Origin of the sequence: Pseudomonas sp. CCI1.1 (genome assembly GCF_034348165.1) — a bacterium.
GTDB lineage: Bacteria > Pseudomonadota > Gammaproteobacteria > Pseudomonadales > Pseudomonadaceae > Aquipseudomonas > Aquipseudomonas paracarnis.
The window spans coordinates 6,098,908-6,125,691 of sequence record NZ_CP133780.1; the positions used below are offsets into that span (position 1 = coordinate 6,098,908).

Annotated in this window: 26 protein-coding genes; 7 read left to right on the top strand and 19 right to left on the bottom strand. The window is 59.2% G+C overall.

Going from position 1 to position 26,784, the window contains the following annotated elements; genetic code table 11:
• Positions 1–130: 130 nt before the first annotated feature.
• The 11 genes from RHM69_RS27525 to RHM69_RS27575 all read right to left on the bottom strand — a co-directional run bounded on the left by RHM69_RS27525 (position 131) and on the right by RHM69_RS27575 (position 12,596).
• On the bottom strand, positions 131–469 hold the full coding sequence (locus RHM69_RS27525) for a GlpM family protein (RefSeq protein WP_014717129.1): 339 nt from the start codon (positions 467–469) through the stop codon (positions 131–133).
• Positions 469–1,806 carry a sigma-54-dependent transcriptional regulator gene (locus RHM69_RS27530; RefSeq protein WP_014717130.1) on the bottom strand — a complete coding sequence of 446 codons (1,338 nt, stop codon included), beginning with the start codon at positions 1,804–1,806 and terminating at the stop codon, positions 469–471. Before RHM69_RS27530 ends, RHM69_RS27525 begins: the two co-directional genes overlap by 1 nt.
• Entirely contained in the window at positions 1,803–3,704 is a 1,902-nt protein-coding gene (locus RHM69_RS27535) for a sensor histidine kinase (RefSeq protein WP_014717131.1), read from the bottom strand. Before RHM69_RS27535 ends, RHM69_RS27530 begins: the two co-directional genes overlap by 4 nt.
• Positions 3,705–3,876: 172 nt before the next feature.
• Positions 3,877–4,611: an amino acid ABC transporter ATP-binding protein gene (locus tag RHM69_RS27540; RefSeq protein ID WP_003188952.1), complete on the bottom strand. Its 735-nt coding sequence runs from the start codon at positions 4,609–4,611 to the stop codon at positions 3,877–3,879.
• A complete protein-coding gene (locus RHM69_RS27545; protein ID WP_003188954.1) occupies positions 4,608–5,279 on the bottom strand; it encodes an amino acid ABC transporter permease in 672 nt (223 codons plus the stop codon). The genes RHM69_RS27540 and RHM69_RS27545 overlap by 4 nt, the downstream gene beginning before the upstream one ends.
• Positions 5,279–6,025 (bottom strand): amino acid ABC transporter permease, encoded by a 747-nt coding sequence (locus RHM69_RS27550; protein WP_014717132.1) that lies wholly within the window; start codon positions 6,023–6,025, stop codon positions 5,279–5,281. Before RHM69_RS27550 ends, RHM69_RS27545 begins: the two co-directional genes overlap by 1 nt.
• Before the next feature lie 194 nt (positions 6,026–6,219).
• The gene (locus RHM69_RS27555) at positions 6,220–7,146 is read right to left on the bottom strand and encodes a glutamate/aspartate ABC transporter substrate-binding protein (protein WP_005785249.1); all 927 of its coding nucleotides are present in this window, start codon (positions 7,144–7,146) and stop codon (positions 6,220–6,222) included.
• A 362-nt stretch (positions 7,147–7,508) separates the two neighbouring features.
• Positions 7,509–9,047 (bottom strand): glycerol-3-phosphate dehydrogenase, encoded by a 1,539-nt coding sequence (glpD, locus tag RHM69_RS27560; RefSeq protein ID WP_020301173.1) that lies wholly within the window; start codon positions 9,045–9,047, stop codon positions 7,509–7,511.
• 259 nt (positions 9,048–9,306) lie between these two features.
• Positions 9,307–10,062, bottom strand: coding sequence for a DeoR/GlpR family transcriptional regulator (locus tag RHM69_RS27565; RefSeq protein ID WP_282377384.1), 756 nt, complete (start codon positions 10,060–10,062; stop codon positions 9,307–9,309).
• Positions 10,063–10,156: 94 nt separating this feature from the next.
• Positions 10,157–11,662 carry a glycerol kinase GlpK gene (glpK, locus tag RHM69_RS27570; RefSeq protein WP_014717135.1) on the bottom strand — a complete coding sequence of 502 codons (1,506 nt, stop codon included), beginning with the start codon at positions 11,660–11,662 and terminating at the stop codon, positions 10,157–10,159.
• A 76-nt stretch (positions 11,663–11,738) separates the two neighbouring features.
• Entirely contained in the window at positions 11,739–12,596 is an 858-nt protein-coding gene (locus RHM69_RS27575) for an MIP/aquaporin family protein (RefSeq protein ID WP_014717136.1), read from the bottom strand.
• Positions 12,597–12,921: 325 nt separating this feature from the next.
• Between RHM69_RS27575 and ybaK the strand changes: the two genes are divergently transcribed.
• Positions 12,922–13,392, top strand: a complete 471-nt coding sequence (gene ybaK, locus RHM69_RS27580; RefSeq protein WP_014717137.1) for a Cys-tRNA(Pro) deacylase — start codon at positions 12,922–12,924, stop codon at positions 13,390–13,392.
• A 133-nt stretch (positions 13,393–13,525) separates the two neighbouring features.
• On the opposite strand, the gene RHM69_RS27585 is transcribed toward ybaK, so the two are convergent.
• Positions 13,526–14,635: an ABC transporter ATP-binding protein gene (locus RHM69_RS27585; protein ID WP_200599152.1), complete on the bottom strand. Its 1,110-nt coding sequence runs from the start codon at positions 14,633–14,635 to the stop codon at positions 13,526–13,528.
• Entirely contained in the window at positions 14,632–15,552 is a 921-nt protein-coding gene (gene argF / locus RHM69_RS27590) for an ornithine carbamoyltransferase (protein ID WP_003188973.1), read from the bottom strand. The genes RHM69_RS27585 and argF overlap by 4 nt, the downstream gene beginning before the upstream one ends.
• A gap of 433 nt (positions 15,553–15,985) precedes the next feature.
• Between argF and RHM69_RS27595 the strand changes: the two genes are divergently transcribed.
• Entirely contained in the window at positions 15,986–18,094 is a 2,109-nt protein-coding gene (locus RHM69_RS27595; protein WP_200599153.1) for a molybdopterin oxidoreductase family protein, read from the top strand.
• 77 nt (positions 18,095–18,171) lie between these two features.
• The gene (gene grxD, locus RHM69_RS27600; protein ID WP_014717141.1) at positions 18,172–18,510 is read left to right on the top strand and encodes a Grx4 family monothiol glutaredoxin; all 339 of its coding nucleotides are present in this window, start codon (positions 18,172–18,174) and stop codon (positions 18,508–18,510) included.
• A gap of 68 nt (positions 18,511–18,578) precedes the next feature.
• Here grxD and bfr read toward each other — a convergent pair whose 3' ends face one another.
• Together bfr and RHM69_RS27610 are read right to left on the bottom strand one after the other, a co-directional pair.
• Positions 18,579–19,049, bottom strand: a complete 471-nt coding sequence (gene bfr / locus RHM69_RS27605) for a bacterioferritin (protein WP_012722487.1) — start codon at positions 19,047–19,049, stop codon at positions 18,579–18,581.
• 201 nt (positions 19,050–19,250) lie between these two features.
• A complete protein-coding gene (locus tag RHM69_RS27610) occupies positions 19,251–19,469 on the bottom strand; it encodes a bacterioferritin-associated ferredoxin (protein WP_003188977.1) in 219 nt (72 codons plus the stop codon).
• A gap of 243 nt (positions 19,470–19,712) precedes the next feature.
• Here RHM69_RS27610 and RHM69_RS27615 point away from each other — a divergent pair, with 243 nt between their 5' ends.
• Positions 19,713–20,315, top strand: coding sequence for a peroxiredoxin (locus RHM69_RS27615; protein ID WP_003172097.1), 603 nt, complete (start codon positions 19,713–19,715; stop codon positions 20,313–20,315).
• A gap of 64 nt (positions 20,316–20,379) precedes the next feature.
• Here the strand turns inward: RHM69_RS27615 and rnt are convergent, their stop codons facing one another.
• Both rnt and pyrC read right to left on the bottom strand, forming a co-directional pair.
• The gene (rnt, locus tag RHM69_RS27620) at positions 20,380–21,051 is read right to left on the bottom strand and encodes a ribonuclease T (RefSeq protein WP_003188980.1); all 672 of its coding nucleotides are present in this window, start codon (positions 21,049–21,051) and stop codon (positions 20,380–20,382) included.
• The gene (pyrC, locus tag RHM69_RS27625; RefSeq protein WP_197865024.1) at positions 21,048–22,094 is read right to left on the bottom strand and encodes a dihydroorotase; all 1,047 of its coding nucleotides are present in this window, start codon (positions 22,092–22,094) and stop codon (positions 21,048–21,050) included. The genes rnt and pyrC overlap by 4 nt, the downstream gene beginning before the upstream one ends.
• A gap of 156 nt (positions 22,095–22,250) precedes the next feature.
• On the opposite strand from pyrC, the gene RHM69_RS27630 reads away from it, so the two are divergent.
• The 3 genes from RHM69_RS27630 (at position 22,251) to RHM69_RS27640 (ending at position 25,746) form a co-directional block, all read left to right on the top strand.
• Positions 22,251–23,159: a flagellar protein MotY gene (locus RHM69_RS27630; protein WP_060767093.1), complete on the top strand. Its 909-nt coding sequence runs from the start codon at positions 22,251–22,253 to the stop codon at positions 23,157–23,159.
• A 128-nt stretch (positions 23,160–23,287) separates the two neighbouring features.
• Positions 23,288–24,505 carry an argininosuccinate synthase gene (locus RHM69_RS27635; RefSeq protein WP_003188984.1) on the top strand — a complete coding sequence of 406 codons (1,218 nt, stop codon included), beginning with the start codon at positions 23,288–23,290 and terminating at the stop codon, positions 24,503–24,505.
• A 608-nt stretch (positions 24,506–25,113) separates the two neighbouring features.
• Positions 25,114–25,746, top strand: coding sequence for a response regulator transcription factor (locus tag RHM69_RS27640; protein ID WP_003188986.1), 633 nt, complete (start codon positions 25,114–25,116; stop codon positions 25,744–25,746).
• 83 nt (positions 25,747–25,829) lie between these two features.
• Here RHM69_RS27640 and RHM69_RS27645 read toward each other — a convergent pair whose 3' ends face one another.
• Complete coding sequence (locus RHM69_RS27645) at positions 25,830–26,012, bottom strand: PA3496 family putative envelope integrity protein (protein ID WP_014717144.1); 183 nt, start codon at positions 26,010–26,012, stop codon at positions 25,830–25,832.
• A gap of 107 nt (positions 26,013–26,119) precedes the next feature.
• Positions 26,120–26,758: an endonuclease III gene (gene nth, locus RHM69_RS27650; protein ID WP_003188989.1), complete on the bottom strand. Its 639-nt coding sequence runs from the start codon at positions 26,756–26,758 to the stop codon at positions 26,120–26,122.
• Between the last annotated feature and the right edge of the window lie 26 nt (positions 26,759–26,784).

Genomic DNA, 26,784 nt, shown 5'->3' on the forward strand with positions numbered 1-26,784 from the left:
TGCCTGCGATGATCGCTCCCACGCTTCGCGTGGGAGTGCCTCTGGTGACGCTCTGCGTCACGCGCGTGGACGCGGAGCGTCGTTGGCTGCATTCCCACGCGGGAGCGTGGGAACGATCTGCCGCGTTGTGTCAGGTGTGCAGGCGTACCCACACGCTGACCAACACCGTCGCGGCCATCAACCAGGCCACGGCGGCGACTGCCAGCGATGCCTCCAACCGCAGCCGATCGACCATTACATACAGCGTCGCCAAATACACAAAGTACGGAATGATCGACCACATCCCGAACAAGATGGTGGTCTTCAAATCCGCAACTGTTCGGCCTTTGCCGACGATGTAATGGGCGATCAGCGCAAAAGTGGGAAACAGCGGCACCAAGCCCGCGATGTAATAGTTTCTGGTCTTGGCCAGCGCCGCCAAGATCAGCACCACTGCGGCGCCAAGTGCAGCCTTCAAGAACAGATCCATCAGTGACTCAACCCGTATTTCTTGACCTTGTCGAACAGGGTGGTCTTGGCCATCCCCAGTTCCTGGCTGGCCTGGGTCAGGTTGCCGCCGCTGCGTTGCAGGGCATCGTTGAGCAGGTTGCGCTCAAAGGCTTCCACCGCCTCGGTAAAGGCAACCCCTTGGTTGCCGCTGCCGGCGCCGCTTTTCTTGAAGGCGGGCAAGCCCAGGGCGAAGCGTTCGGCGACGTTGCGCAACTCACGCACGTTGCCCGGCCAGTCGTGGCTCATCAGGCTGGACAGGGTCTGGTTGTCCAGCTCCGGCACGGCGCGGTCGAAGCGTAGCGACGATTGCTGCAGGAAGTGTTCGAACAGTTGCAGGATGTCTTCGCGCCGCTCGCGCAAAGGCGGCAGTTCCAGGGTGACGACATTGAGGCGGTAGTACAGGTCGCTGCGGAACTGGCTGGCGCGGCTCAACTCGTCGAGGTCGGACTTGGTGGCAGCGATTACCCGACAATCCACTGCCACGCTCTGGTTCGAACCCAGGCGTTCCAACGTACGTTCTTGCAGCACCCGCAGCAATTTGATCTGCAGGTTGATCGGCATGCTCTCTACTTCATCGAGGAACAGCGTGCCTTGATGGGCATGCTCGATCTTGCCGATGCGACGTTTACCGGCGCCGGTGAAGGCGTTGGCCTCGTGGCCGAAAATCTCGCTTTCGAAGAGGTTCTCCGGCAGGCCACCGCAGTTGAGCGCAACGAACTGGTGGGTATGGCGTCGGCTGAAATCATGCAGGCAGCGCGCGACCAGTTCCTTGCCGGTGCCGGTTTCGCCTTCGATCAACACGTTGGCCGAGGTGTCGGCGACGTTGGCGATCAGTTCACGCAGGTTTTGCATCGCCGGCGAGCGGCCGATGATGCGGCCTTCCAGCGAGTCGCGCTCGGCCAGTTGCCGGCGTAACGACCAGACTTCCCGCGCCAGGCCGCGCTGTTCCAGGGCGCGGCGTGCCACGTCCACCAGGCGTTCGGGCGAGAAGGGTTTCTCCATGAAGTCGTAGGCGCCGTTACGCATGGCGCCCACCGCCATGGAGATATCGCCATGCCCAGTGATCAACACCACCGGCAGGCTTTTATCCATGGCCTTGAGGCGGGTCAGCAGTTCCAGGCCATCGATGCCCGGCAGGCGGATATCGCTGATGACGATGCCAGCGAAGTTCTCGCCGATGCGCTTGAGCGCTTCTTCGGCGCTGCCCACGCCGACGCTGGTGATGTCTTCGAGCGCCAGTGCTTGCTGGCAACCGAGCAGTACATGGGGGTCGTCTTCGACGATCAGGACGGTAAGGTCTTGGGCTTGTGTATTCATGTCGACTCAGCTCGTTGAGCGCCCACCAATGGCAGGTTCAGGACAAAGGCGGTACCACCATTGGCCGGATGTTCCACGGCAAGGCTACCGCCGGTAGCGGCCGCGAGGCTTGCGGAAAGGGTCAGGCCCAGGCCCAGGCCTTGTTCGCCGGGCTTGGTGGTAAAAAAGGGTTCGAACAAATGCTTGCGCGCCTCGGGGTCGATGCCGTGGCCATTATCACGCACCAACAGGCGGTATTTGCCATCGCCGCTCTGGCCTTCCAGCCACAGTTGCGGCACCGCTTGGGCTTGCATGGCATCGAGCGCGTTACCGATCAGGTTGACCAGGATCTGCTCCAGGCGGGTCTGGTCGATCTGCAATTGGGCGTTGGCAAAGTCACGGTGCACGGTCAACGGCAGGCTGTCCAGGCGCGCGCCGAGCACCTGGAACGCGGCGTCCACGGCCTTGCCGAGGCTGGCTTCGCCCTGGTCGTCGCCGCGCCGAGCAAAGGAGCGCAGGCTGGCGGTGATGCGGCCCATGCGGTCGATCAGTTCGTTGATGGTCTTGAGGTTGGTGCTGGCGGTGTCCAGGGCGCCGCGCTCAAGGAAGCGTACGGTGTTGCCCGACAGCGTGCGCAAGGCCGCCAGCGGCTGGTTCAGTTCGTGGGCGATGCTGGTGGACATCTGGCCGATGGCCGCGAGTTTGCCGGCCTGTACCAGTTCGTCTTGGGCGCGGCGCAAGGTTTCTTCGGCCTGGCGTCGTTCGCGAATCTGGCCCTTGAGCCGTTCGTTGCTGGCGCGCAGGTCGGCGGTGCGTTCGGCAATCCGACGCTCAAGCTGGCTGTTGGCTTCCTGCAAGGCTTCCCGTGCGGCGAGGCGGGTGGCGATGACCTTGCGTCGCTCGTTCCAGGCAATCAGCAGGAAGGCGACCAGGCCGAAGGCGACGGCCACCAGGATGCCCTGGTTGATCGCGGCGCGGCGCAGGTCGTTGAGCGGGGTGAGCAGGGTGAAGTTCCACGGCGTGTCGTTCAGCGGGCGGGTCTGCGCCAGGTAGCTGACCGCGTGCTGGTCGTTGACCACTTCGGTGTTGGCCGGGAAGGTCAGTTTCTCGGTGCCTTCGTTCAGGCGCTCACGGGCCAGGGGTTGCAGTTCATTGAGCGTCGCCCAGTAATATTGCAGGCTGTGGGCCAGGCGGTCCTTGGTGTCATCGCTCAGCGGGCGTACGGCCTTGAGGCGGCGCGCCGGGTCGCTGGAAAGAATAATGATGCCGTTCTCATCGCTCACGAAAGCTTCGAGGCGCGCACGTTGCCAGCGCTCTTCAAGGGCTTCGAGGCGCACCTTGACCACGGCGACGCCGATGATCTTGCCGTGCTCTTCCAGGCCATGGGCCAGGTAATAGCCGGGTTCGCCGTTGGTGCTGCCGATGCCGTAGAAACGACCGGGCTGGCCGCGTACGGCGTTCTGGAAATAGGCGCGAAAGGACAGGTCCTCACCTTGGTAACTGTCGGCATCGCGCCAGTTACTGGTGGCCAGCACGCGGCCGGTGGTGTCCATCACATAGATGGCGCGGCTGCGACTGCGGCGGTTCAGGCCTTCGAGGTAGTCGTTGACCGTCTTGCGGGTTTCCTGGTTCGGGTCGGCGAGCAGTTGGGAAACACTGGACTCCAGTTCCAGCAGGCTGGGCAGGTAGGTGTACTTGCTCAGTTCGCTTTCGACGGTGCGGGCGTGCAGCTCCAACTGGCGTTCGCCGTTGTCGCTGAGGGTGCGGATGCCGTAGTAGTCACTGACCCAGAAGCCGATATAACCCAGGCCGACCATCAGGGCGATGATCAACGGCGGCAGGAACAGTTGGCGTATCAGACGAGGCTTCACGGCAAGTGATGGCGGCGCGGCGCGATATTGATTGGGGTCGCATTTCATCACAGATGCCTTGGGTCAGCTACTTCTCGCCAGTGTAAGAGCGGGCTTGTGTGGGAGTCGGGCTTGCCCGCGATGCAGGCGCCTCGGTGTGACAGTTGCACCGAGGCGATGCCATCGCAGGCAAGCCAGCTCCCACACAAGCCCGGCTCCTACAGAACGAACGGTGTTGCTTTTAGTGCTGCAGGATTTTCTCGAGGAAGTGCTGCGCACGCTCGGAGCGTGCGCTGATGTCGCCGAAGAACTCTTCCTTCGGGCAGTCTTCGATGATCTTGCCGGCGTCCATGAAGATCACGCGGTCGGCCACTTTGCGCGCAAAGCCCATTTCGTGGGTCACACACATCATGGTCATGCCTTCGTGGGCCAGTTGCACCATCACGTCGAGCACTTCGTTGACCATTTCCGGGTCCAGCGCCGAGGTCGGTTCGTCGAACAGCATGACGATCGGGTCCATGGCCAGGGCGCGGGCAATCGCCACACGTTGTTGCTGGCCGCCGGAGAGCTGGCCAGGATGCTTGTGGGCGTGAGCCGACAAGCCCACGCGGTCGAGCAGTTGCAGGCCCTTCTTGGTGGCTTCTTCCTTGCTGCGGCCCAATACCTTGATCTGCGCGATGGTCAGGTTTTCGGTGATGGTCAGGTGCGGGAACAGCTCGAAGTGCTGAAACACCATGCCCACGCGCGAACGCAGTTTTGGCAGGTTGGTCTTCGGGTCGGCGATGGAGGTGCCGTCGACGACAATGTCGCCTTTCTGGAACGGTTCCAGCGCGTTCACGCATTTGATCAGGGTGGATTTGCCCGACCCGGACGGCCCGCACACCACGATCACTTCGCCTTTTTTAACCTCAGTGCTGCAATCGGTCAGCACCTGGAAGTCGCCATACCACTTGTTGATGTTCTTGATAGAGATCATACGGCAAACCTTTTTTGCAGACGCTTGACCAGCAGCGAGGCGGAAAAGCTGATGATGAAGTAGACGACACCGGCAAAGATCAGGAACTCGTTGGAGCGGCCGATGATGTCGCCGTTGGAGCGGGCGGAGTTGAGGAAGTCCACCAGGCCCACGGTGTAGACCAGGGAGGTGTCCTGGAACAGGATGATCGACTGTTGCAGCAGCAACGGCGTCATCTTGCGGAACGCCTGGGGCAGGATGATCAGGCGCATGGTCTGGCCGTAGGTCATGCCCATGGCTTGTGCCGCCGCCATCTGGCCCTTGGGAATCGACTGCACGCCGGCTCGTACGATTTCGCAGAAGTACGCAGCCTCGAACATCATGAACGCCACGACGCAGGAGGTGAACGCGCCGATCGGGGTGTCTTCGCCGGTGATCCAGCGCAGCACGAACGGCACCGCCAGGTAGAACCAGGTGATCACCAGCAGCAGCGGGATCGAGCGGAAGTAGTTCACATAGGCGCCGGCCACGCGGGACAGCAGTTTATTGGACGACAAGCGCATCAGGGCCAGAATGGTCCCGATGATGATGCCGCCGACCACACCCATGACCATCAGCTTCAAGGTCATGACCATGCCGTTCCACAGGCCCGGGATGGCGGGGATGATGCCGCTGAAATCGAAGTCCATTATTTGCCCCCCACGGAGATCAGGCCGGGCACTGCGACTTTCTTCTCGACCACGCGCATCAGCAGCATCAGGCTCATGTTCAGGGTGAAGTAGATAAGCGTGGCCAGGGTGAAGGCTTCAAACAGGTTGGCCGAGAACTCGGCGGTCTGTTTGGTTTGCGCCAGCAGTTCCATCAAGCCGATCAAGGACGCCACGGAGGAGTTCTTGAACACGTTGAGGAATTCCGAGGTAAGCGGCGGAATGATGATGCGGTAAGCCTGGGGCAGCAGCACGTTCCAGTAGATCTGCGGCAGCTTGAAGCCCATGGCGCGCGCCGCGGATTCCTGGCCGCGTGGCAGCGCCTGGATACCGGTACGCACTTGCTCGCACACACGGGCGGCAGTGAACAGGCCCAGGCACACTACGACACTCAGGTAGGCCGAAGTGGTCGGGTTCAGGTCTTGTTTGTACCAGTCCTGCAGGTTCTGCGGCAGCATGTCCGGTACCAGGAAGTACCAGATGAACAGCTGAACCAGCAGCGGCACGTTACGAAACAGTTCCACGTAGCAGGTCGCGATGCCCGATACGAGGCGGTTTGGCACCGTGCGCATGACCCCCAGAATGGAGCCCAGCAGCAAGGCGATAATCCATGCCACGACAGCAATGGCGATGGTCCAGCCCAGCCCGGAGAGGTACCAGTCGAGATAAGTCTCGCTGCCCACGCCGGTGGACTTGAAGAACACGCCCCAGTCCCAGTTGTAATTCATTAGGGTCTCCCCTCGAGATCGATCGATGTACAAGCACCCGCTTGGGGAAGATCCGTTCCCGCCTGACGTTGAACGCCAGGCACACACGATCGGCTCGAAAACCGCCAGGTCGAGTGTTCCAAGTTAAAACCAGCAGGTAATTACAGACGCCTGAGGGAGGGTTGGCTCCCTCAGGACATAAGCTTAGTCAGGTATCAGATTTTTACTTCTGGCGCTGGTTTGTCGCTAGGGTTAGCGATCAGCTCCTTGACCTTGTCGCTCATCGGGAAGTTCAGGTTCAGGCCTTTCGGTGGGATCGGGCTTTCGAACCATTTGGCGTAGATCTTGTTGATCTCGCCGGACTTGTACAGGGCGACAATGGCGTCATCCACGGCTTTCTTGAAGTCCGGGTCGCCTTTGCGAACCATGCATGCATAGGCTTCGAATGACTGCGGAGTGCCGGTGATAACCCAGTCATCGGGCTTCTTGGCCTTGGCTTCTTCACCGGCCAGCAGGGCGTCGTCCATCATGAATGCAACGGCACGGCCGCTTTCGAGCATCTGGAAGGATTCGCCGTGGTCTTTGGCGGAGATAACGTTCATGCCCATTTGCTTGTCGGCGTTCATCGCCTTGATGATGCGCTCGGACGTGGTGCCGGCGGTGGTCACGACGTTTTTGCCTTTCAGGTCGGCAAAGTCAGCGTAGGACGGCTTGCCTTCCTTGTCTTTCTTGACCAGCAGGCGGGTGCCGATTTCGAAGATGTTGACGGTGAAGTCAACTTGCTGGGCGCGTTCGGCGTTATTGGTGGTGGAGCCGCACTCCAGATCCGCGGTGCCGTTCTGGATCAACGGGATACGGGTTTGCGAGGTCACCAGGTTGTACTTGGCTTTGAGGTCGGGTTTGTTCAGGTCTTTTTTCAGTTGCTCGACAACGGCCAACTGGATGTCGTGGGAGTAGCCCACGGGTTTGCCCGAACCATCCGCGATGTAGGAAAACGGAATGGAGCTGTCGCGGTGAGCGAGAGTGATGGTGCCGGAGTCGTTGATTTTCTTCAGTGTGCCGGTGAGTTCGGCGGCAAAAACTGGAGTGCTGATCAGAGCAGCAGCGATAGCTGCGCCCAGGATATGGGGAACGATGCGCATCAATACTTCCTCGACATTTGTTTTTTTTATGAAGCCAGCTGAACGGCTCTCTTGTACAGCAACTGCCCGTGACGGCTCCTAAGGCGCCTCAGGCAATCGTTGAAGAGTGTAGAGCATGAGTCGTGCCATACCGAAAATAAAAGGATAACTGCATGATTTATATGGAAATTAACTTTTTGTTTCGGTGATATTTTCGGTCTTTGATCCGGCAAACCGAATAGAGTTGAGGGGCGCGTTCGGAAAACCGAATAGTCTGTAGGAGCGAGCTTGCTCGCGAAAAACGCAAAAACGCCGCGTTTATGCTGAATAAACGCGGCGCTCTCTAGTTTTTCGCGAGCAAGCTCGCTCCTACAGTCAGGCGGTCAGGCCGCTTCGATCTTGCTGCGGTTCTGCTCGACCTTGGACAAATAGCGTTGCAGGTTTTCCTGCTCCTGCTCGGTGGTGAACAGGCCAAGCTTGGTACGGCGCCACAGCACGTCCTGCGGTTGCGTCACCCACTCTTCGGCGCACAGATAGTCGACTTCGCGGCTATACAGGCCGCCACCCAGGTGGTCACCCAGATCGGCGAGCGTTTGCACGCCCTCCAGCAAGCGCCAGGTGCGGCTGCCGTAAGTGGTGGACCAGCGGCGGGCGATCTCGCTCGGTACCCAGTCGAACTTGGCACGGATGGCGTCAGCCAGGGCTTCAGGGGTGGTCATGTCTTCACCGCCGGGCAGGCTGGCCGTGGCGGTCCAGCTAGGGCGCATCTGGGTGAAGTACGGCGCCAGTTGGGCCATGGCCGACTCGGCCAGTTTGCGATAGGTGGTCAGCTTGCCGCCGAATACCGACAGGATCGGCGCTTCGCCGGTGCCGCCGGACAAGGCCAGGGTGTAATCGCGCGTGATGGCCGATGGGTTGTCGGACTCGTCGTTGCACAGCGGGCGCACGCCGGAGTAAGTGTGGACGATATCGTCACGGCTCAGTTGTTTCTTGAAGTGCGCGTTGACCACTTTGAGCATGTAGTCGGTTTCGCCTTCGGTGATCGCCACTGCAGCCGGGTCGCCGGTGTATTCGCGGTCGGTGGTGCCGATGATCGTCAAGTGGTTCAGGTACGGAATGGTGAAGACGATGCGCTGGTCTTCGTTCTGCAGGATGTGCGCGTGGGCGCCTTCGTACAGGCGCGGCACGATCAGGTGGCTGCCTTGAATCAGGCGGATGCCGTAGGGCGAATCCAGCTTCAGGTCGTCCTTGATGAATTTGGCCACCCAAGGGCCGGCAGCATTCACCAGGGCGCGGGCGCGGATCGAGAACAGGCTGCCGTCGGCACGCTCCATGTTCATTTCCCACAGGCCGTTACTGCGATGGGCGCTGACGCAACGGGTCTGCGTGTGGATGTGCGCGCCTTTCTCGCGGGCCGCCATGGCGTTGAGCACGACCAAGCGGGCGTCATCGACCCAGCAGTCGGAGTATTCGAAGCCTCGGGTAATTTCACTTTTCAGCGGGCTGTCGGCACCGAACTTGAGGCTTTTGGAGCCTGCCAGTTTTTCGCGCTTGCCCAAGTGGTCATACAGGAACAAGCCAGCGCGAATCATCCACGCCGGGCGCAAGTGCGGGCGGTGCGGCAGCACGAAGCGCATTTGCTTGACGATGTGTGGGGCTTTGCCTAGCAGCACCTCACGTTCGGCCAGGGCTTCGCGCACCAGGCGGAATTCGTAGTGTTCCAGGTAACGCAGGCCGCCGTGGATCAGCTTACTGCTGGCCGAGGAGGTGTGGCTGGCCAAGTCATCCTTTTCGCAAAGGAATACCGACAAACCGCGACCGGCTGCGTCTGCCGCAATCCCGACGCCATTGATCCCGCCACCAATTACGGCAACGTCATAGACTTCGGCAAGCGGTGGAGCAGGCAAGGTGGAAGGGTTCATCGGCTGGCCTCGCGATCTTTTCGTCTTGGAATTCGAACATTAATGTTCATTTGCGAAAATGGTAGCTGATAATTGCGGGCACAGCCACCCGACTTCGATTGAAAAAACTCATCGAAGGGCGGAGAAAGGAAGAATTATGAACAAAGGTGAATGTATGGGTGTGAGTGAGGCCGTCATCGCGGGCAAGCCCGGCTCCCACATTTAATCGCATTTCAAACTGTGGGAGTCGGGCTTGCCCGCGATGACGCCTGAACAGGCGCTAAACGACTTCCAGCCGCACCTTGTGCTCATTCAGCACTTGCACCAAGGCCGGCACCGGCTGCTGGTCAGTCACCAGGCAGTCCACCAGGCTGATCGGCCCCAGGCGAATCATGGCATTGCGCCCGAATTTGCTGGAGTCTGCCGCCAGAATCACTTGCCGCGCATTGGCGATGATGGCCTGGGAAACCCGCACTTCTTGGTAATCGAAGTCCAGCAGGCTGCCGTCCTCGTCGATCCCGCTGATGCCCACCAGGGCAAAGTCGACCTTGAACTGGTTGATGAAGTCGACACTGGCTTGGCCCACCACGCCACCGTCACGGCGCACATTGCCGCCGGTGAGCAACACATCGAAGTCGTCCTTGGCGCTGAGCATGGTGGCAACGTTGAGGTTGTTGGTGATGATTTTCAGGTGGTTGTGATTGAGCAGCGCACGGGCGATGGATTCGGTGGTGGTGCCAATGTTGATGAACAGCGAGGCATGATCGGGAATCTGCGCGGCGATGGCTTCACCGATGCGTTGCTTCTCGTCGCGCATCTGGTCGGCACGCATGGCGTACGCGGTATTCTCGACACTGGAGTCATAGGCTGCGCCGCCGTGGTAGCGGCGCAACAGGTTGGCGTCCGCCAGCTGGTTGATATCGCGGCGGATGGTTTGCGGGGTGACAACGAATAGCTGCGCCATTTCCTCGATACTGACGTAGCCGCTTTCGCGGACCAGTTCGAGGATTTGTTGTTGGCGGGGAGGCAGATTCATGGGGCGTCCTTTGGGCTGCCATACAAAAGTGGCCCATGATGACGCAGGAATCCGCTCCCTGCCAGTTACAACCTACCGTAAGCCAGCGCTTGGCTTATTCGGCGCCTTCGTGCGGTTCCCAGTCACGGGTGCGGCTCACGGCTTTTTGCCAGCCGGCATAGAGTTTTTCTTTGGCCGCTTCATCCAGCTGTGGTTCGAACTCGCGCTCGATCACTGCTTTGCCGCGCAACTCGTCCAGGCTGCCCCAGAAGCCACACGCCAGGCCGGCCAGGTAGGCTGCGCCCAAGGCAGTGGTCTCACGCATTTGCGGGCGTTCTACCTGGGTGCCGAGGATGTCGGCCTGGAATTGCATCAGGAAATTGTTGGCAACCGCGCCGCCGTCCACGCGCAGGGCCTTGAGGCGTTCGCCCGAGTCCTGTTGCATGGCGTCGAGGACGTCGCGGGTCTGGTAGGCAATCGACTCCAGGGCTGCGCGAATAATGTGGTCTACGCGTACGCCACGGGTCAGGCCGAACAGTGCGCCACGGGCATACGGGTCCCAGTAGGGCGCGCCGAGGCCGGTGAAGGCGGGTACCAGGTACACGCCGTTGCTGTCTTTGACCTTGCCGGCAAAGTATTCGGTGTCGTGGGCATCGTTGATGATCTTCAGTTCGTCACGCAGCCATTGCACGGTGGAGCCGCCGTTGAAGACCGCGCCTTCCAGGGCATAGGCCACCTCACCGCGCGGGCCGCAGGCAATGGTGGTGAGCATGCCGTGTTTGGATTTCACCGCCTTGTCGCCGGTGTTCATCAGCAGGAAGCAGCCGGTGCCGTAGGTGTTCTTGGCCTGGCCCGCTTCCACGCACATCTGGCCAAACAGGGCCGCTTGCTGGTCGCCGGCAATGCCACCGATAGCGATGCCGCTCTTGGTACGGCCATAGATTTGCGACGATGACTTCACTTCAGGGAGCATTTCCCGTGGGATGTCGAGAATCTCCAGCATCTTCGCATCCCACTCCAGGGTGTGGATGTTGAAGAGCATGGTGCGCGACGCGTTGGTGTAGTCGGTGACGTGGGTCTTGCCGCCGGTGAATTTCCAGATCAGCCAGCTGTCGACGGTGCCGAACAGCAGTTCGCCATTGCGCGCACGTTCGCGACTGCCTTCGACGTTGTCGAGGATCCACTTGAGCTTGGTGCCGGAGAAGTACGGGTCGGTCACAAGGCCCGTGGTGTCGCTGATGTATTGCTCATGGCCGTCGCGCTTGAGCTGCTGGCAGATCTCGGTACTGCGACGGCACTGCCAGACGATGGCGTTGTAGATCGGGCGGCCGGTGATCTTGTCCCAGACCACCGTGGTTTCACGCTGGTTGGTGATACCGATGGCGGCCACCTGGTCATGGTGCAGGCCGGCCTGGGCCAGCGCCTCAACCATCACCGCGCTCTGGGTGGCGAAGATTTCCATCGGGTCATGTTCAACCCAGCCCGCCTGCGGGTAGTGCTGGACGAATTCACGCTGGGCGGTACACACCACGTTGGCGTCACGATCGAAGATGATCGCCCGGGAACTGGTGGTGCCCTGATCAAGGGCAATGATGTAGTTCTTATTCTGAAGGTCGGTCATGTCAATTGCCTTGGACGAAATAAGGAAGTCAGAAATCAGCCTGGGCCGCGAAGGGCAGGGGACCAGGCTGGCGCTTTCAGGAAATACGAGTCTTGCCGTTGACAGCCGTGTCAGGTGTTTCTTCAGCGATAGCCGGTGCTGCGCTCGGCAGATGGCGGGCAATCAGCCCGCGATAGGCCGCAGCACCCAGGCATGCGCCGACAATCGGGGCGAAAATCGGCACCAGGAAGTAAGGAATATCTCGACCGCCAGTAAAGGCCATTTCACCCCAACCGGCGAAAAAGGTCATCAGCTTGGGGCCGAAATCCCGTGCCGGGTTCATCGCAAAGCCGGTCAGGGGGCCCATGGCGCTACCAATCACCGCGATCAGCAAACCGATCAGCAGGGGCGCCAGGGGGCCGCGTGGCAGGCCGTTGTTATCGTCGGTGAGGGCCATGATCACGCCCATCAGGATGGCGGTGATGACCATTTCCACCAGGAATGCCTGGGCCGTGCTCAGCAGCGCATGAGGATAGGTGGAGAACACCGAGGCCAATTCCAGGCTGGCTTGGGAGCCGCGGACCATGTGGTGGGTTTGTTCGTAATCGAAAAACAGATTGCTGTAGAGCGTGTACACCAGGGCGGCGGAGCAAAAGGCGCCGGCGACCTGGGCAAGAATATAGAAGGGCAGTTTGCGCTTTTCAAAATCGGCAAAGATGCACAGGGCGATACTGACCGCTGGGTTGAGGTGAGCCCCGGAAATACCGGCACTCAGGTAGATCGCCATGCTCACGCCGACCCCCCAGATGATACTGATTTCCCACAAGCCAAAGCTCGCACCCGCGACCTTGAGCGCGGCGACGCATCCTGTACCGAAGAAGATCAGCAGCGCGGTGCCCAGGAATTCGGCCATGCATTGGCTCGAAAGTGAAGGCTGTTGAAGAGCAGTTGTCATGGAAAACCTCAATTGTTGTTCTTGTCTTGCGCACGGCCTCAACGGGCAGTTGCGCGATATTCACCACGAGAAGGATCCCCATCCTGGATCGCGGCTTACTGCGGAGTACCAGAGGATTATTCCTACGGTATTCGGAAACGAAAAAATATAGACAAGAATGACCGCTGTCAAAGGTCGAAAGTGAACCATTGGTCATTTCCGAACTATTGGTGTGATGAATGATCATGGCCAAGGCGCGTTGCTTAAGCGGTAATAGGTCTGTGCTAGAGCGTTTTAGGTAGGCTTGGCCTAGAATTGGCCATCAGTTTGCCCGCCCGGAGCCGCTATGACCCCTGCATTGGACCTGTTGAAAAAAGTTCGCGCCGAACATCGTGTGCATAGTTATGAACATGATCCCAAGGCAGCCTCGTATGGGCTGGAGGCCGCGGAGAAATTGAGCCTGGACCCGGCCCAGGTGTTCAAGACGCTGCTGGCGAGCAGTGAGAAGGGTGAATTGTTGGTGGCGGTGGTGCCGGTCGTCGGAAGTCTGGACTTGAAAGCCCTGGCTCACGCTGCGGGTGTGAAGAAAGTCGAAATGGCTGACCCGGCAGCGGCGCAGCGCTCCACGGGTTATCTGTTGGGCGGCATCAGTCCGTTGGGGCAGAAAAAGCGCCTGCGCACGTTTATCGATGAAACGGCGCAACCCTTTGCAACGATTTTTGTCAGCGCGGGCAGAAGAGGCCTGGAAGTTGAATTGCCAGCGGCGGTGCTGGCAGAACACACCCAGGCCAAATTCGCACCGATCGGGCGGGCCTGATAATCATCTTTGAAGTCTATGAGGATCAAGTGTGGAAGCTGGCTTGCCTGCGATAGCATCAACGCGGTGTAACAGATAACCCGAGTTGTCTGTATCGCAGGCAAGCCAGCTCCCACAGTTTGATCCGGTTTCGTCAGTGAGCGACGCTGTGGCGGCGCACGCCTGACTCAACAGCGGGAATCTGCGCCGCTGTGCTGCCGGATGCCTGGAACACCACCAAATGTTCAGCCGCCACACGGATCCCCACCTCTGCGCCCACTTGGTGATCGGCATGGCTGGGGAAAATCGACTCTAATTGCGCGCCGGTCGGCAGCTGTAACCGGTACAGCGTTGAGGCGCCGAGGAAGGTCTTGCCGACGATCCGGGCTTTCAACGCGCTGTCCGGCGCATACACGATGTCGTCCGGGCGCAGCAGCACATCCACTGCTGCACCGGTCGGCAAGGTATAGGCTCGGTTTCCGCGCAAGTCGCCCAGTTCAGTGCTGACCGATTCCGGTGAGTTCAGCCGCCCACGGATGAAATACCCCTGGCCGATGAAACTGGCAACGTAAGGCGTCTGCGGTTCGTGATAGAGGTTGTAGGGTGTGTCCCACTGCTCTAGTCGGCCTTCCTTGAAGACCCCGACGTGATCGCTGACGGCGAAGGCCTCTTCCTGATCATGGGTCACCAGGATCGCGCTAGTGCCGCGTGCCTTGAGGATGTCGCGCACTTCATGGCTGAGCTTGCGGCGCAGTTCGCCATCGAGGTTGGAAAAGGGTTCATCCAGCAACAGCAGCTGCGGCTCCGGCGCCAGGGCGCGGGCGAGGGCGACGCGTTGTTGCTGGCCACCGGAAAGCTCATGGGGGAAGCGCTTGCCCAGGTTCTTCAAGTTGACCAGTTCCAGCAACTCGGCGACCACGCGCTCTTTTTGCGGGTGTTTGCGAATGCCAAAGGCGATGTTGTCAGCCACGCTCAGGTGCGGGAACAATGCGTAGTCCTGGAACACCATGCCGATGCGACGCTTCTCCGGCGCGAGGGTGAAACCGGCGCGGGAGATGACGTCGCCCGCCAGGCTGATTTCGCCTTCATGCACCGGCTCAAAGCCTGCGATCGCGCGCAGGGTAGTGGTCTTGCCGCAGCCCGAAGAGCCGAGCAGGCAACCGATATCGCCGGCGTTGAGGTGCAGGTTGAGGTTCAGCACCACCCGCTGGTCTTGATAGCCGCATGCCAGATTGCGCAGGTTCAGCAGTAATGGCTGGCTCATGCGTGGTGGTACGACGGCGGGACGAGGAATTCGAGCAAGGCTTTTTGCGCATGCAGGCGGTTCTCGGCCTGATCCCACGCGACTGAGCGCGGATCGTCGAGCAGGTCCTGGCTGATTTCTTCGCCTCGGTGGGCGGGCAGGCAGTGCATGAACAGCACGTCCGGCGCGGCCAGGTCGAGCAACGCGCGGGTCACCTGGAACGGCGCGAATTGGGCCAGGCGTTTGGCGGTTTCGTCTTCCTGGCCCATGGAGGTCCAGACGTCGGTGCTCACCAGGTGCGCGCCGACCACTGCGTCTTTTGGATCGCGCAGCAGTTGCACACGGCCATCGGCCTTGGCCATGAACTCGGCGCTGGGCTCGTAGCCTTCAGGGCAGGCGATACGCAGGTGGAAGTCGAACTGGATCGCCGCTTCTATATAGCTGTTGCACATATTGTTGCCGTCGCCGATCCAGGCCACGGTCTTGCCTTGGATCGAGCCACGATGTTCGAGAAAGGTTTGCATGTCGGCCAGCAACTGGCAGGGATGCAGGTCATCGGACAGGCCGTTGATCACGGGCACACGGGAGTTGGCGGCAAATTCGGTCAAGGTGCTGTGGGCGAAGGTACGGATCATCACGGCATCGAGCATGCGCGACATCACGATGGCGCAATCGCTGATCGGCTCACCACGGCCCAACTGGGTGTCGCGCGGTGACAGGAAGATGGCCTGGCCACCCAGCTGGATCATGCCGGCTTCGAACGACAGGCGTGTGCGCGTCGAGGACTTTTCGAAAATCATCCCGAGCACCCGGTTTTTCAACGGCTCAAACAGTACACCGCGGTTACGCAGGTCTTTAAGCTCAATGCCGCGACGGATCACGCTGACCAGCTCTTCGGGCGTGCAATCCATCAGGGAGAGAAAGTGCCTTGCGCTCATCATTAACTACCTTTTGCAACAGACCGCAGATACTCAAAGCCTTGTTTATTGCGACAACGGGCGAGACCTGCGGCGAAAGCCGCACGGGGCGACGAAATAGGGGAAGACGCGATATTGACATTAAATGTCGCGTTTTACCAATAGGGCTACGGCTTTAGGGATGTTCAAGCAGGGCGCTGGCGCGCGTTTGAAGACGATTTCCTGACAGCAGCGAGCCATTTGTACACTGGCGTCCAGGCCTTTTGCAATGCGCGGGGGCGGGCTTGGGCCAGGCCGCGTCGGTTTCAGCGCCTGCTGGCAAGGTTTCTGAAACATTTGCTCATGCTTAGCCATGCCCTGGCCTATGCCTGTCGATTCACAACGCGAAGGTTGCTGGCGCCCCAAGTGGTCGCGGCCCATAGTTGAGCCAAAGCCCCTATAAAAGAGACTGGCCATGACCAAGACTCTCCACCACCGTGCCTGCCACCTGTGCGAAGCCATCTGCGGCCTCACCCTGGAAACCACCCAAGGCGAAGACGGTCGCCTGGCGATCACCTCGATCAAGGGCGACCCTCTGGACAGTTTCAGTCGCGGCCACATCTGCCCCAAAGCCGTGGCCCTGCAGGACATCCAGAATGACCCGGACCGCCTGCACCAACCCATGCGGCGGGTGGGCAGCGAATGGCAGCCGATTGGCTGGGATGAAGCCTTTGCCCTGGTGGCCGAGCGGCTTGCGGGTATCCAGGCGCGGCATGGGCAGAACGCGGTGGCGGTGTATCAGGGCAACCCCAGTGTGCATAACTATGGGTTGATGACCCACAGTAACTACTTTCTAGGGCTGTTGAAGACGCGCAATCGCTTTTCCGCGACCTCGGTAGACCAGCTGCCTCATCACCTCACCAGCCACCTGATGTACGGCCACGGCCTGTTGTTGCCCATCCCCGACATCGACCAGACCGACTTCATGTTGATCCTCGGCGGCAACCCGCTGGCCTCCAATGGCAGCATCATGACCGTGCCCGATGTGGAAAAACGCCTCAAGGCCATCCAGGCGCGGGGTGGAAAAGTGGTGGTGGTCGACCCGCGGCGCAGCGAGACGGCAGCCATCGCCGACCAGCACGTGTTCGTACGCCCCGGCGGCGATGCGGCGTTGTTGTTTGGGGTGCTCAACACGTTGTTCACAGAAGGGCTGACACGCGACAGCCATTTGCCGGTGGAAGGCCTGGATGATGTACGCAAGGCGATTGCCGGCTTCGATGCCGAGGCCATGAGCCGCCAGTGTGCGGTGCCTGCCGAGCAGATCCGCCAGTTGGCCAGGGACTTCGCCGGCGCTGACAAGGCCGTTTGTTATGGCCGCATGGGGGTCTCGACCCAGGCGTTTGGCACGCTGTGCCATTGGCTGGTGCAACTGATCAACCTGGTGACCGGCAATCTGGACCGCGTCGGCGGCGCGCTCTGCACCAGCCCCGCGGTGGACCTGGTGGCCTCCACCAGCGGCGGCCATTTCAACCGCTGGCAGAGCCGCGTGTCCGGACGCCCGGAGTACGGTGGAGAACTGCCGGTGTCGGCGCTGGCCGAAGAAATGCTGACCGAGGGTGAAGGGCAGATCCGCGCCCTCGTGACGGTGGCCGGCAACCCGGTGCTGTCCACACCTAACGGTCGCCAATTGGAGCAAGCACTGGACGGGTTGGAATTCATGGTCAGCATCGACCTGTATATCAACGAGACCACGCGTTATGCCGACCTGATCTTGCCCTCCACCTCGGCGCTGGAAAACGATCACTACGACACCACCTTCAATCTGTTTGCGGTGCGCAATGTCACGCGTTTCAATCGTGCCATCCTGCCCAAGCCTGAGGGGGCGTTGCATGACTGGGAGATTTTTGTCGGCTTGGCCAAGGCGTTTGCGGCGCACACTGGCGCGGTGCTCAAGCCCACCCTGCCACCGGCACAGATGATCGACTTCGGCCTGCGTGCGGGTGCCTATGGTGACGCATCCAGTCATAAACTGTCGGTGGCCATGCTGGCGGATCATCCCCATGGCGTGGACCTGGGGCCGCTCAAGCCCAACCTCGCGGCACGTTTGAAAACCGCGGATGCCAAGGTGCAAGCGGCACCGGCCGTGATCCTGGCAGACCTGGCGCGTTTCGCCGCGGAGCCGGCGCCGGTGGCCGACGAACTGCTGCTGATTGGCCGACGGCATGTGCGCAGCAATAATTCCTGGATGCATAACTATCACCGGCTGGTGAAGGGTAAGCCACGCCATCAACTGCTGATGCACCCCGATGATCTGGCTAGCCGTCAGTTGAGCGATGGCCAGCGGGTGCGGGTGAGTTCGCGTATCGGTATGGTCGAAGTGGAAGTAGCGGCCAGCACGGACATGATGCCGGGTGTGGTCAGCTTGCCTCACGGCTGGGGCCACGGTCGTCCGGGCGTGCAGATGAGCATCGCGAGCGGCCAGCCGGGGGCGAGTGCGAATGACTTGACCGACGAGCGGCAATTGGACGAGTTGTCGGGTAATGCGGCGCTCAACGGCGTACCGGTGAAGGTGGCGGCGGCCTGAGCATCCTGCTGGATTTTTGCGTTACAATGCGCCACCGTGCCGACCCGTGAGTCGCAAAGTTCCTGCAGAGGTGTTCCATGGATATCATCGAAACGATCAAAGAGCAGATTGCCAACAACACCATTCTGCTTTACATGAAGGGCGCACCTAACGCGCCTCAGTGCGGTTTCTCCGCAAAAGCGTCCCAGGCCGTCATGCAATGCGGCGAGAAGTTCGCTTACGTGGATATCCTGCAAAACCCTGAAATCCGTGCCAACCTGCCAAAGTACGCCAACTGGCCGACTTTCCCGCAGTTGTGGGTAGCCGGTGAGCTGGTTGGCGGTAGCGACATCATCACTGAAATGGCAGCTGATGGTTCGCTGCAAGCGCTGATCAAAGACGCAGCGCAAAAAGCAGCAGTCAAGACTGACGCCTAATTGGCGAGCAATAAAAAGCCCCGCTTCTCTGGTGAGAGCGGGGCTTTTTTGTGCCTGAACGCTACGGGTTATTCACCCATCTGCGATTGCAGGTAATTCTCCAGGCTGACCTTGTCGATCAGGCCCAACTGGGTTTCAAGCCAGTCGATATGCTCTTCCTGATCTTCCAGGATATCTTCCAGCAGTTCACGGCTGCCGAAATCGCCCTTGGTTTCGCAGTGAGCGATAGCGGCTTTCAGATCGCTGTGGCTCTTGCGCTCGAAGCCCAGGTCGCTGCTGATCATTTCCTGGGTGTGCTCGCCGATGTTCAGCTTGCCCAGGTCCTGCACGTTCGGCAGGCCTTCCAGAAACAGGATGCGCTTGATCAGCGCGTCGGCGTCCTTCATGGCCTTGATCGATTCTTTGTATTCACGCTTGCCGAGCTTTTCCAGGCCCCAGTCGTCGTACATGCGCGCATGCAGGAAGTACTGATTGATCGCGACCAGTTCATTGGCAAGGATTTTGTTGAGTTGCTGGATGACTGAGATGTCGCCTTTCATGACTGGGGTCCTGCCCTGTAATAGCTGTGTATAGGGCGGAGTCTGAGCGGTGAAAATCCTAGTGTCAAACCTAAGTTGTTGAATAATAAATGAAAATTAATCGGAATAAGAATGTTTGTGTTCCGCGTCTTGGCGCTAACTATTTGAATTGATGGCATAAAAAAACCGGACACCAGGTCCGGTTCTTCAAAACATGCCTATTCAGGCGTGTTTAAATTCTGCTGGGTAGGGGAGCGCGGCCTGGGCTGTTTGCAGCTGCGTCAGGGTTTCCCGTACCACTTGCTTGGCCAGGCAAGCACATTTGCCACACTGGCTGGCAACGCCGGTGGTTTCACGTACTTCCTTATAGCTGCAGCAACCTTCGTAGATTGCTTCGCGGATTTGTCCGTCGGTGACGCCAGTGCAGAGGCAGACATACATAAGTGAGAACCGTCGCGGGTTTATGGCTTAAGTGCGATGGATCTTAATGTTAACGAGAATGATTGTCAAAATAGTTTCAGCAGCAATCCGGGGGGAATTGCCCGTGCGCTGACGAACGGTTTTTTCGGTGTATGATGGTCGGTCTTCACGAAGCGTGATTGCGTCATATTTCTGTCTGTTTCCACAGGCAGATTCGACCGGTCCTTTTACTTCAATCGTCACCCCTATATCAGGAGATATCCAATGAGCGTACTCGTCGGTAAACAAGCCCCGGATTTCGACGTACCAGCCGTCCTCGGCAATGGCGAAATCGTAGACAGCTTCAAGCTGTCTGAAGCCATCAAAGGCAAATACGGCCTGGTGTTCTTCTACCCGCTGGACTTCACCTTCGTCTGCCCTTCGGAGCTGATCGCCCTGGACCACCGCATGGACGATTTCAAGGCGCGCAACGTTGAAGTGGTCGCGGTTTCCATCGACTCCCATTTCACCCACAACGCCTGGCGCAACACCGCCATCAATGACGGCGGTATCGGTAAAGTCAAATACACCATGGCTGCCGACATGAAGCACGACATCGCCAAGGCCTACGACGTTGAGTCCGAAGGCGGCGTGGCGTTCCGTGGCGCGTTCCTCATCGATGACAAGGGCGTTGTGCGCTCGCAGATCATCAACGACCTGCCGCTGGGCCGTAACATGGAAGAGCTGATCCGCCTGGTCGACGCGCTGCAATTCCACGAAGAGCACGGCGAAGTCTGCCCTGCCAACTGGAAAAAAGGCGACAAAGGCATGAACGCTTCGCCAGAAGGCGTTGCGGCTTACCTGACCGAGAACGCTGGCAAGCTGTAAGCCAACGTCACGGTAAAAAAAACCGGCCTGAAAAGGCCGGTTTTTTTATGCGCGGGATTTGACTTCAGTCGTTGAAGTCTTCCCAGCCGCCCATCTGCTTCCAGCGGTTGACGATGCCGCAGAACAGCTCGGCGGTCTTCTCGGTGTCGTAGCGGGCCGAGTGGGCTTCACGCCCGTCAAAGTCGATACCGGCCGCCTGGCAGGCTTTGGCCAGAACGGTCTGACCGTAGGCCAGGCCTGCAAGCGTTGCGGTGTCGAAACTGGAGAACGGATGAAACGGGTTGCGCTTCATGTCCAACCGCGCCACGGCGGCGTTCAGGAAGCCCAGGTCGAAACTGCTGTTGTGACCGACCAGGATCGCACGTTTGCAGCCATTGGCCTTCAATGCCTTGCGCACGCCACGGAAGATGTCGGTCAGCGCCGCTTCTTCACTTACCGCCATGCGCAGTGGGTGGTCGAGCTTGATCCCGGTGAATTCCAGGGCAGCGGCTTCGATATTGGCGCCTTCAAACGGCTCGACGCGAAAGAAATGGGTGTGCTCCGGGTACACAAAGCCCTGTTCGTCCATGCCGATGGTGGTTGCGGCAATTTCCAGCAAGGCATCGGTGGCGCAGTTGAAACCACCGGTTTCTACGTCGATGACGACCGGCAGATAGCCGCGAAAACGCTCGGCCATCGGATGGCGCGAGCCACCACCGCCGTGCTCTTGTTCGTCGTCGTAATGGTCTTCACTCACTTGCTTTCCTCCAGCAGGCGCCAGCGCAGTTTCTCACCGGCGCGCAGCGGGATAACGGTCAGCTCGCCAAACGGCAGGCTGGCAGGGGCGGTCCAGTCTTCACGGACCAGGGTAATGCGGTCGGTATTCGCCGGCAGGCCGTAGAAACGCGGGCCGTTGAGGCTGGCGAAACCTTCGAGTTTGTCCAGCGCGTTACGCTGTTCGAACGCTTCGGCGTACAACTCGATGGCGGCAAACGCGGTGTAGCAGCCGGCGCAGCCGCATGCGGCTTCCTTGGCGTGCTGGGCGTGGGGCGCCGAGTCGGTGCCGAGGAAGAACTTCGGGTTGCCGCTGGTGGCGGCATCCAGCAGGGCTACCTGATGGGTGTTGCGTTTGAGGATCGGCAGGCAGTAGAAGTGCGGCCGAATCCCGCCCACCAGCATGTGGTTGCGGTTGTAGAGCAGGTGATGGGCCGTGATGGTCGCGCCAACGTTGGCCGACGCCTCGCTGACGAACTGCACCGCATCGGCGGTGGTGATGTGTTCAAACACCACCTTGAGCGTGGGGAACAGCTCGACCACACGACGCATGTGTTCATCGATGAAGATTTTTTCGCGATCGAACACGTCCACATCGCCACGGGTGACTTCCCCGTGGATCAGCAATGGCATGCCGACCTCCGCCATGGCTTCGATTGCCGGCAGGATCTTATCGATGCTGGTCACGCCGGAATCGGAGTTGGTGGTCGCGCCTGCCGGGTACAGCTTGGCGGCGTGCACGTAACCGCTGGCCTTGGCTTCACGGATTTCTTCAGGCTGGGTGCGGTCGGTGAGGTAGAGCACCATCAACGGTTCGAAGCGGCTGCCGGCCGGTCGCGCAGCGAGGATGCGCTGGCGATAGGCGTCGGCTTCTGCGGCATTGCGCACCGGAGGTACGAGGTTAGGCATGATGATGGCGCGGCCAAACGTGCGCGCGACATCGGCCACGGTTTGAGGTAACGCAGCACCATCGCGAAGATGAATATGCCAGTCGTCGGGACGCAGCAGGGTCAGGCGGTCGGACATTGGGGATTCCAGGCGGGTCAATCTGGTGGGAATGCTACCGGAAAAGACTCTTGCAGGCACTCGCTATCAAGTTTTGCCGGATGCTACCGATATCTCCGGGTATGCCTTAACGATGTATGACGCTTTGAAGTGTTGTAGAAACCAGTGGAGCCTCCCGTGCGCCAGTATTATCTAGCCCTGCTCAGTGTGTTCGCCAGCCTGCCTGCGGCTGCCCTCACGTTCCAGACACGTCTGGAGAATATTGAGTGGAAGGTAGAGGGCGATCAGTTCGAGTGCCGCCTGACCCAGCCGATCAGCGATTTCGGTTCCGGTGAATTCGTACGCCGGGCCGGCGAACAGGCGACGTTTCGTCTGAAAACCTATGGCGGCACCCTTGGCGCCGGCTCGGCAACCTTATTGGCCGCGGCCGCGCCGTGGCAGCCGGGCCGAGGTGATATCAACCTTGGAGCCGTGCGTGTCGGCAGCGGCGACGTCCTGTTCAATAGCTCCCAGGCCCAGGCCGGCCGCCTGTTCACGGGTTTGCTTGAAGGGCGCAGCCCGACCGTGCGGCATTACGGGCGTCAAGGCGGCTACTCGGAAATTCGCCTGCTGCCTGTGAAGTTCAACAAGGCTTACAGCGATTATCAGCTGTGCACCACCAAGCTGCTGCCCATGAATTACGACCAGGTCAGACAGACCGAAGTGGGCTTTCCCGGCGGCGGCATTGAGCTGGACGCGGCGGCCAAGAAGAAGTTGTCCGTGATCCTTGCCTTCATGAAGGCCGATCCTACGGTCAACCATGTCGAGTTGAACGGCCATTCGGACAACAGTGGCAACCGCCTGACCAACCGTGACGTTTCACGTCGCCGCGCCCTGGCGGTGATGGACTACTTCAAGGCCAACGGCATCCAGGAATCGCAGATCACGATGCGCTTTCATGGCGAAAGCTACCCCTTGGCGCCCAACACCAATGCCGCCAACCGCGCGCGTAACCGCCGTGTGAATATTCAGCTGGAGCGCGTGGCTGCCCCCGAGAAACCGGCGCCCCAGACCATTGCGCCAAGCAACCCGGCGGCTACCTCATAAGGGCGACCATCGGTCGCCCACTCGACATAATCTGTCGCTTTATCTTCATTTGCTGTCGCGCCCCTGTAATTTCACGGTTTTGATCGGTAGAATCGTCGCCTTTCCGTACAACCCCGTGGAGTGATGGCATGGCCGACGTAAACAAGGTCGTTCTCGCGTATTCCGGCGGCCTGGACACTTCGGTGATCCTCAAGTGGCTGCAGGATACTTATAACTGTGAAGTGGTGACCTTCACCGCTGACCTGGGTCAGGGTGAAGAGGTCGAGCCTGCACGTGCCAAGGCGCAAGCCATGGGCGTGAAAGAGATCTACATTGACGACCTGCGCGAAGAATTCGTCCGCGATTTCGTTTTCCCGATGTTTCGCGCCAACACTGTCTACGAAGGTGAGTACCTGCTGGGTACCTCCATCGCACGTCCGCTGATCGCCAAGCGCCTGATCGAGATCGCCAACGAAACGGGCGCCGACGCCATTTCTCACGGCGCCACCGGCAAGGGCAACGACCAGGTCCGTTTCGAACTGGGTGCCTACGCACTCAAGCCAGGCGTTAAAGTCATTGCGCCGTGGCGTGAATGGGATCTGCTGTCCCGTGAAAAGCTGATGGATTACGCTGAAAAGCACGCCATCCCGATCGAGCGCCACGGCAAGAAGAAGTCGCCGTACTCAATGGACGCCAACCTGTTGCACATTTCCTATGAAGGCGGCGTGCTGGAAGACACCTGGACCGAGCACGAAGAAGACATGTGGAAATGGACCGTCTCCCCGGAGAACGCTCCAGACAAGGCGCAGTACCTGGAACTGACTTACCGTAACGGCGATATCGTTGCGCTGGACGGCGTTGAAATGACCCCGGCCACCGTACTGGCGACCCTGAACCGGATCGGTGGCCAGCATGGTATCGGCCGTCTCGACATCGTCGAGAACCGTTACGTGGGCATGAAGTCCCGTGGCTGCTACGAAACCCCAGGTGGCACCATCATGCTGCGCGCCCACCGCGCCATCGAATCCATCACCCTGGACCGCGAAGTCGCTCACCTCAAAGACGAGCTGATGCCCAAGTACGCCAGCCTGATCTACACCGGTTACTGGTGGAGCCCTGAGCGTCTGATGCTGCAACAGATGATCGACGCCTCCCAGGCTCATGTGAACGGTGTTGTGCGCCTGAAGCTGTACAAGGGCAACGTGATCGTCACCGGCCGCAAGTCCGATGAGTCGCTGTTCGACTCCAACATCGCCACCTTCGAAGAAGACGGCGGGGCCTACAATCAGGCGGACGCGGCAGGCTTCATCAAGTTGAACGCACTGCGCATGCGCATTGCTGCCAACAAGGGGCGCTCGTTGTTCTGAACCGTGCGCCTGTCGTGAAAAATGGCCCCTTATGCAAGGGGCCATTTTTTTTGCCTGGATTTTAGATGTCGCACTGTTTATTAGCGTTTAGCGTGTGTTTAAGGTTTTTTCGTAACTTGCGCAATTATTTACCGGTTTATCTTTTTTTAAGGCTGAATCATTTTTTACATCTGGGGAGGAACTATGTCTGACAGAAAATTCACTCATGTAGTTGCAATGGAGATGTGAGTTGTTGAATTTTCTGTAGGAATTGCGGAAGTGTTGAAATATGTTAAATGGAACTAATGCGGACGGTTTTTCCGGGTCGGTTTGCGGGCGTCATTGCGACAAGCAAGGGGCATTTCCTGAAAGTCTTGTGCGGCACGTTTACCTTCAGGGGCTCATGCCCCAGACATTTCACTCAAAATATGTGCGCGCCGGGAAAGGTCTGAAAGCAACCATAAAGCTACATGCATCTAAGTTGGCGAGTTTTTGTAGGTTAATTCCTATCTTCTTGTGGGTTGGGTCTCTGCCTGCTCTTGCTCGGGGTGGAATGCTATGCCAACTAGTAATCGACTAGGCTATTGTGTTTGCTCTAAATAATTCGAACAGCGAAATTGGACTTTCTCATGAATAAAGTGCTGATCGTGGATGATCATCCCGTCATTCGTCTTGCTGTGCGCATGCTAATGGAGCGTCATGGTTATGAGGTCGTTGCCGAGACTGATAACGGTGTCGATGCGTTGCAACTTGCACGGGAACATATGCCGGATATTGTGATACTGGATATCGGAATCCCCAAGCTCGACGGCTTGGAAGTTATTTGTCGGCTGGCTTCGACCAAGCAAGCCGTCTCGTTCAAGGTGCTGGTGCTGACGTCCCAGGCGCCTGGCCATTTTTCCATGCGCTGCATGCAGGCAGGTGCCGCCGGCTATGTGTGCAAGCAGCAGGATCTGACAGAGTTGCTCAGTGCCATCAAGGCGGTGCTTTCCGGCTATAGCTATTTCCCGAACCAGGCGCTCAACTCAGTGCGGTCAACCATGGGCAATGCCAGTGAAGCCGACATGGTCGAACGCTTATCGGGGCGGGAGATGATGGTGCTGCAGCAACTGGCCCGTGGCAAAACCAACAAGGAGATTGCCGATGGCATGTTCCTCAGCAACAAAACCGTCAGTACCTACAAGACGCGCTTGCTGCTCAAGCTCAATGCCAGGTCCCTCGTGGACTTGATCGAACTGGCCCAGCGCAACGGCCTGGTCTAGGAGGATATTGCATCTCTTGAATACCCGTGTAACCGGCAGAAAAAAGCCTCCGTCAGGGAGGCTTCCGGCCGCCAACGGCTCGATCAGAGATCGAAGTCGTAATCGGCCAGCTGTTTTTGCAAGCGTCGCTCTTCCAGAAGATTGTCGATAGTGCGGCGTTTGCTTAAATTGGTCTTGGCCACCTCTGCCACAGGTGCCTCTACCACATCGTCATCCGACTCAACGAGGTCGTCTTCCACTTCCAGTTGTTCGTTGCCAGCGCTCATAAGGTCAACTCCAGGCTAAGACTGCCGTTGGGGCTCCTTATAGCGATAATCCGCGAACGGGTAAAAAAGATTTTTTCAATCGCCTGATCACAAAAAGCAATGATCGCTCAATCGTCGGAGGTCTTGTCCTTGTATTCGCACAAGTCTTCGATACGGCAGCTGCCGCAGCGCGGCTTGCGGGCCTGGCAAACGTAGCGTCCGTGCAGGATCAGCCAATGGTGGGAGTCGAGCAAATAGGGCTTGGGCACGAACTTCATCAATTGCTTTTCCACCTCAACCACATTCTTGCCCCGTGCAATGCCGGTTCGGTTGCTGACGCGGAAAATGTGCGTGTCCACCGCCATGGTCAACTGCCGAAACGCCGTATTGAGCACCACGTTCGCCGTTTTGCGGCCCACGCCTGGCAAGGCTTCGAGGGCTTCGCGGGTTTGTGGCACCTCACCCCCATGCAGCTCCAACAACAGGCGGCACGTTTCGATCACATTCTTGGCCTTGCTGTTATACAGGCCGATGGTTTTGATGTATTCGGACAAGCCTTCCACACCCAGGGCGTAAATCGCGGCGGGTGTATTGGCCACGGGGTACAACTTCGCCGTGGCCTTGTTAACGCCTACGTCTGTGGATTGAGCCGATAGGATCACCGCAATCAGTAATTCGAACGGTGAGGAGTAGGCCAGTTCGGTTTTCGGTTCCGGATTGTCTTCGTGAAACCTGCGGAAGATTTCCAGGCGTTTTGCGGCATTCATAGGGACAGGCGTTTCCTTGCAGGCGG

What these genes read in the sequence shown, in the direction of transcription:
- RHM69_RS27525 (WP_014717129.1), bottom strand. Translation starts at nt 469, where the DNA reads ATGGATCTGTTCTTGAAGGCTGCACTTGGCGCCGCAGTGGTGCTGATC.
- RHM69_RS27530 (WP_014717130.1), bottom strand. Translation starts at nt 1,806, where the DNA reads ATGAATACACAAGCCCAAGACCTTACCGTCCTGATCGTCGAAGACGAC.
- RHM69_RS27535 (WP_014717131.1), bottom strand. Translation starts at nt 3,704, where the DNA reads ATGAAATGCGACCCCAATCAATATCGCGCCGCGCCGCCATCACTTGCC.
- RHM69_RS27540 (WP_003188952.1), bottom strand. Translation starts at nt 4,611, where the DNA reads ATGATCTCTATCAAGAACATCAACAAGTGGTATGGCGACTTCCAGGTG.
- RHM69_RS27545 (WP_003188954.1), bottom strand. Translation starts at nt 5,279, where the DNA reads ATGGACTTCGATTTCAGCGGCATCATCCCCGCCATCCCGGGCCTGTGG.
- RHM69_RS27550 (WP_014717132.1), bottom strand. Translation starts at nt 6,025, where the DNA reads ATGAATTACAACTGGGACTGGGGCGTGTTCTTCAAGTCCACCGGCGTG.
- RHM69_RS27555 (WP_005785249.1), bottom strand. Translation starts at nt 7,146, where the DNA reads ATGCGCATCGTTCCCCATATCCTGGGCGCAGCTATCGCTGCTGCTCTG.
- glpD (WP_020301173.1), bottom strand. Translation starts at nt 9,047, where the DNA reads ATGAACCCTTCCACCTTGCCTGCTCCACCGCTTGCCGAAGTCTATGAC.
- RHM69_RS27565 (WP_282377384.1), bottom strand. Translation starts at nt 10,062, where the DNA reads ATGAATCTGCCTCCCCGCCAACAACAAATCCTCGAACTGGTCCGCGAA.
- glpK (WP_014717135.1), bottom strand. Translation starts at nt 11,662, where the DNA reads ATGACCGACCTTCAGAATAAGAACTACATCATTGCCCTTGATCAGGGC.
- RHM69_RS27575 (WP_014717136.1), bottom strand. Translation starts at nt 12,596, where the DNA reads ATGACAACTGCTCTTCAACAGCCTTCACTTTCGAGCCAATGCATGGCC.
- ybaK (WP_014717137.1), top strand. Translation starts at nt 12,922, where the DNA reads ATGACCCCTGCATTGGACCTGTTGAAAAAAGTTCGCGCCGAACATCGT.
- RHM69_RS27585 (WP_200599152.1), bottom strand. Translation starts at nt 14,635, where the DNA reads ATGAGCCAGCCATTACTGCTGAACCTGCGCAATCTGGCATGCGGCTAT.
- argF (WP_003188973.1), bottom strand. Translation starts at nt 15,552, where the DNA reads ATGAGCGCAAGGCACTTTCTCTCCCTGATGGATTGCACGCCCGAAGAG.
- RHM69_RS27595 (WP_200599153.1), top strand. Translation starts at nt 15,986, where the DNA reads ATGACCAAGACTCTCCACCACCGTGCCTGCCACCTGTGCGAAGCCATC.
- grxD (WP_014717141.1), top strand. Translation starts at nt 18,172, where the DNA reads ATGGATATCATCGAAACGATCAAAGAGCAGATTGCCAACAACACCATT.
- bfr (WP_012722487.1), bottom strand. Translation starts at nt 19,049, where the DNA reads ATGAAAGGCGACATCTCAGTCATCCAGCAACTCAACAAAATCCTTGCC.
- RHM69_RS27610 (WP_003188977.1), bottom strand. Translation starts at nt 19,469, where the DNA reads ATGTATGTCTGCCTCTGCACTGGCGTCACCGACGGACAAATCCGCGAA.
- RHM69_RS27615 (WP_003172097.1), top strand. Translation starts at nt 19,713, where the DNA reads ATGAGCGTACTCGTCGGTAAACAAGCCCCGGATTTCGACGTACCAGCC.
- pyrC (WP_197865024.1), bottom strand. Translation starts at nt 22,094, where the DNA reads ATGTCCGACCGCCTGACCCTGCTGCGTCCCGACGACTGGCATATTCAT.
- RHM69_RS27635 (WP_003188984.1), top strand. Translation starts at nt 23,288, where the DNA reads ATGGCCGACGTAAACAAGGTCGTTCTCGCGTATTCCGGCGGCCTGGAC.
- RHM69_RS27640 (WP_003188986.1), top strand. Translation starts at nt 25,114, where the DNA reads ATGAATAAAGTGCTGATCGTGGATGATCATCCCGTCATTCGTCTTGCT.
- RHM69_RS27645 (WP_014717144.1), bottom strand. Translation starts at nt 26,012, where the DNA reads ATGAGCGCTGGCAACGAACAACTGGAAGTGGAAGACGACCTCGTTGAG.
- nth (WP_003188989.1), bottom strand. Translation starts at nt 26,758, where the DNA reads ATGAATGCCGCAAAACGCCTGGAAATCTTCCGCAGGTTTCACGAAGAC.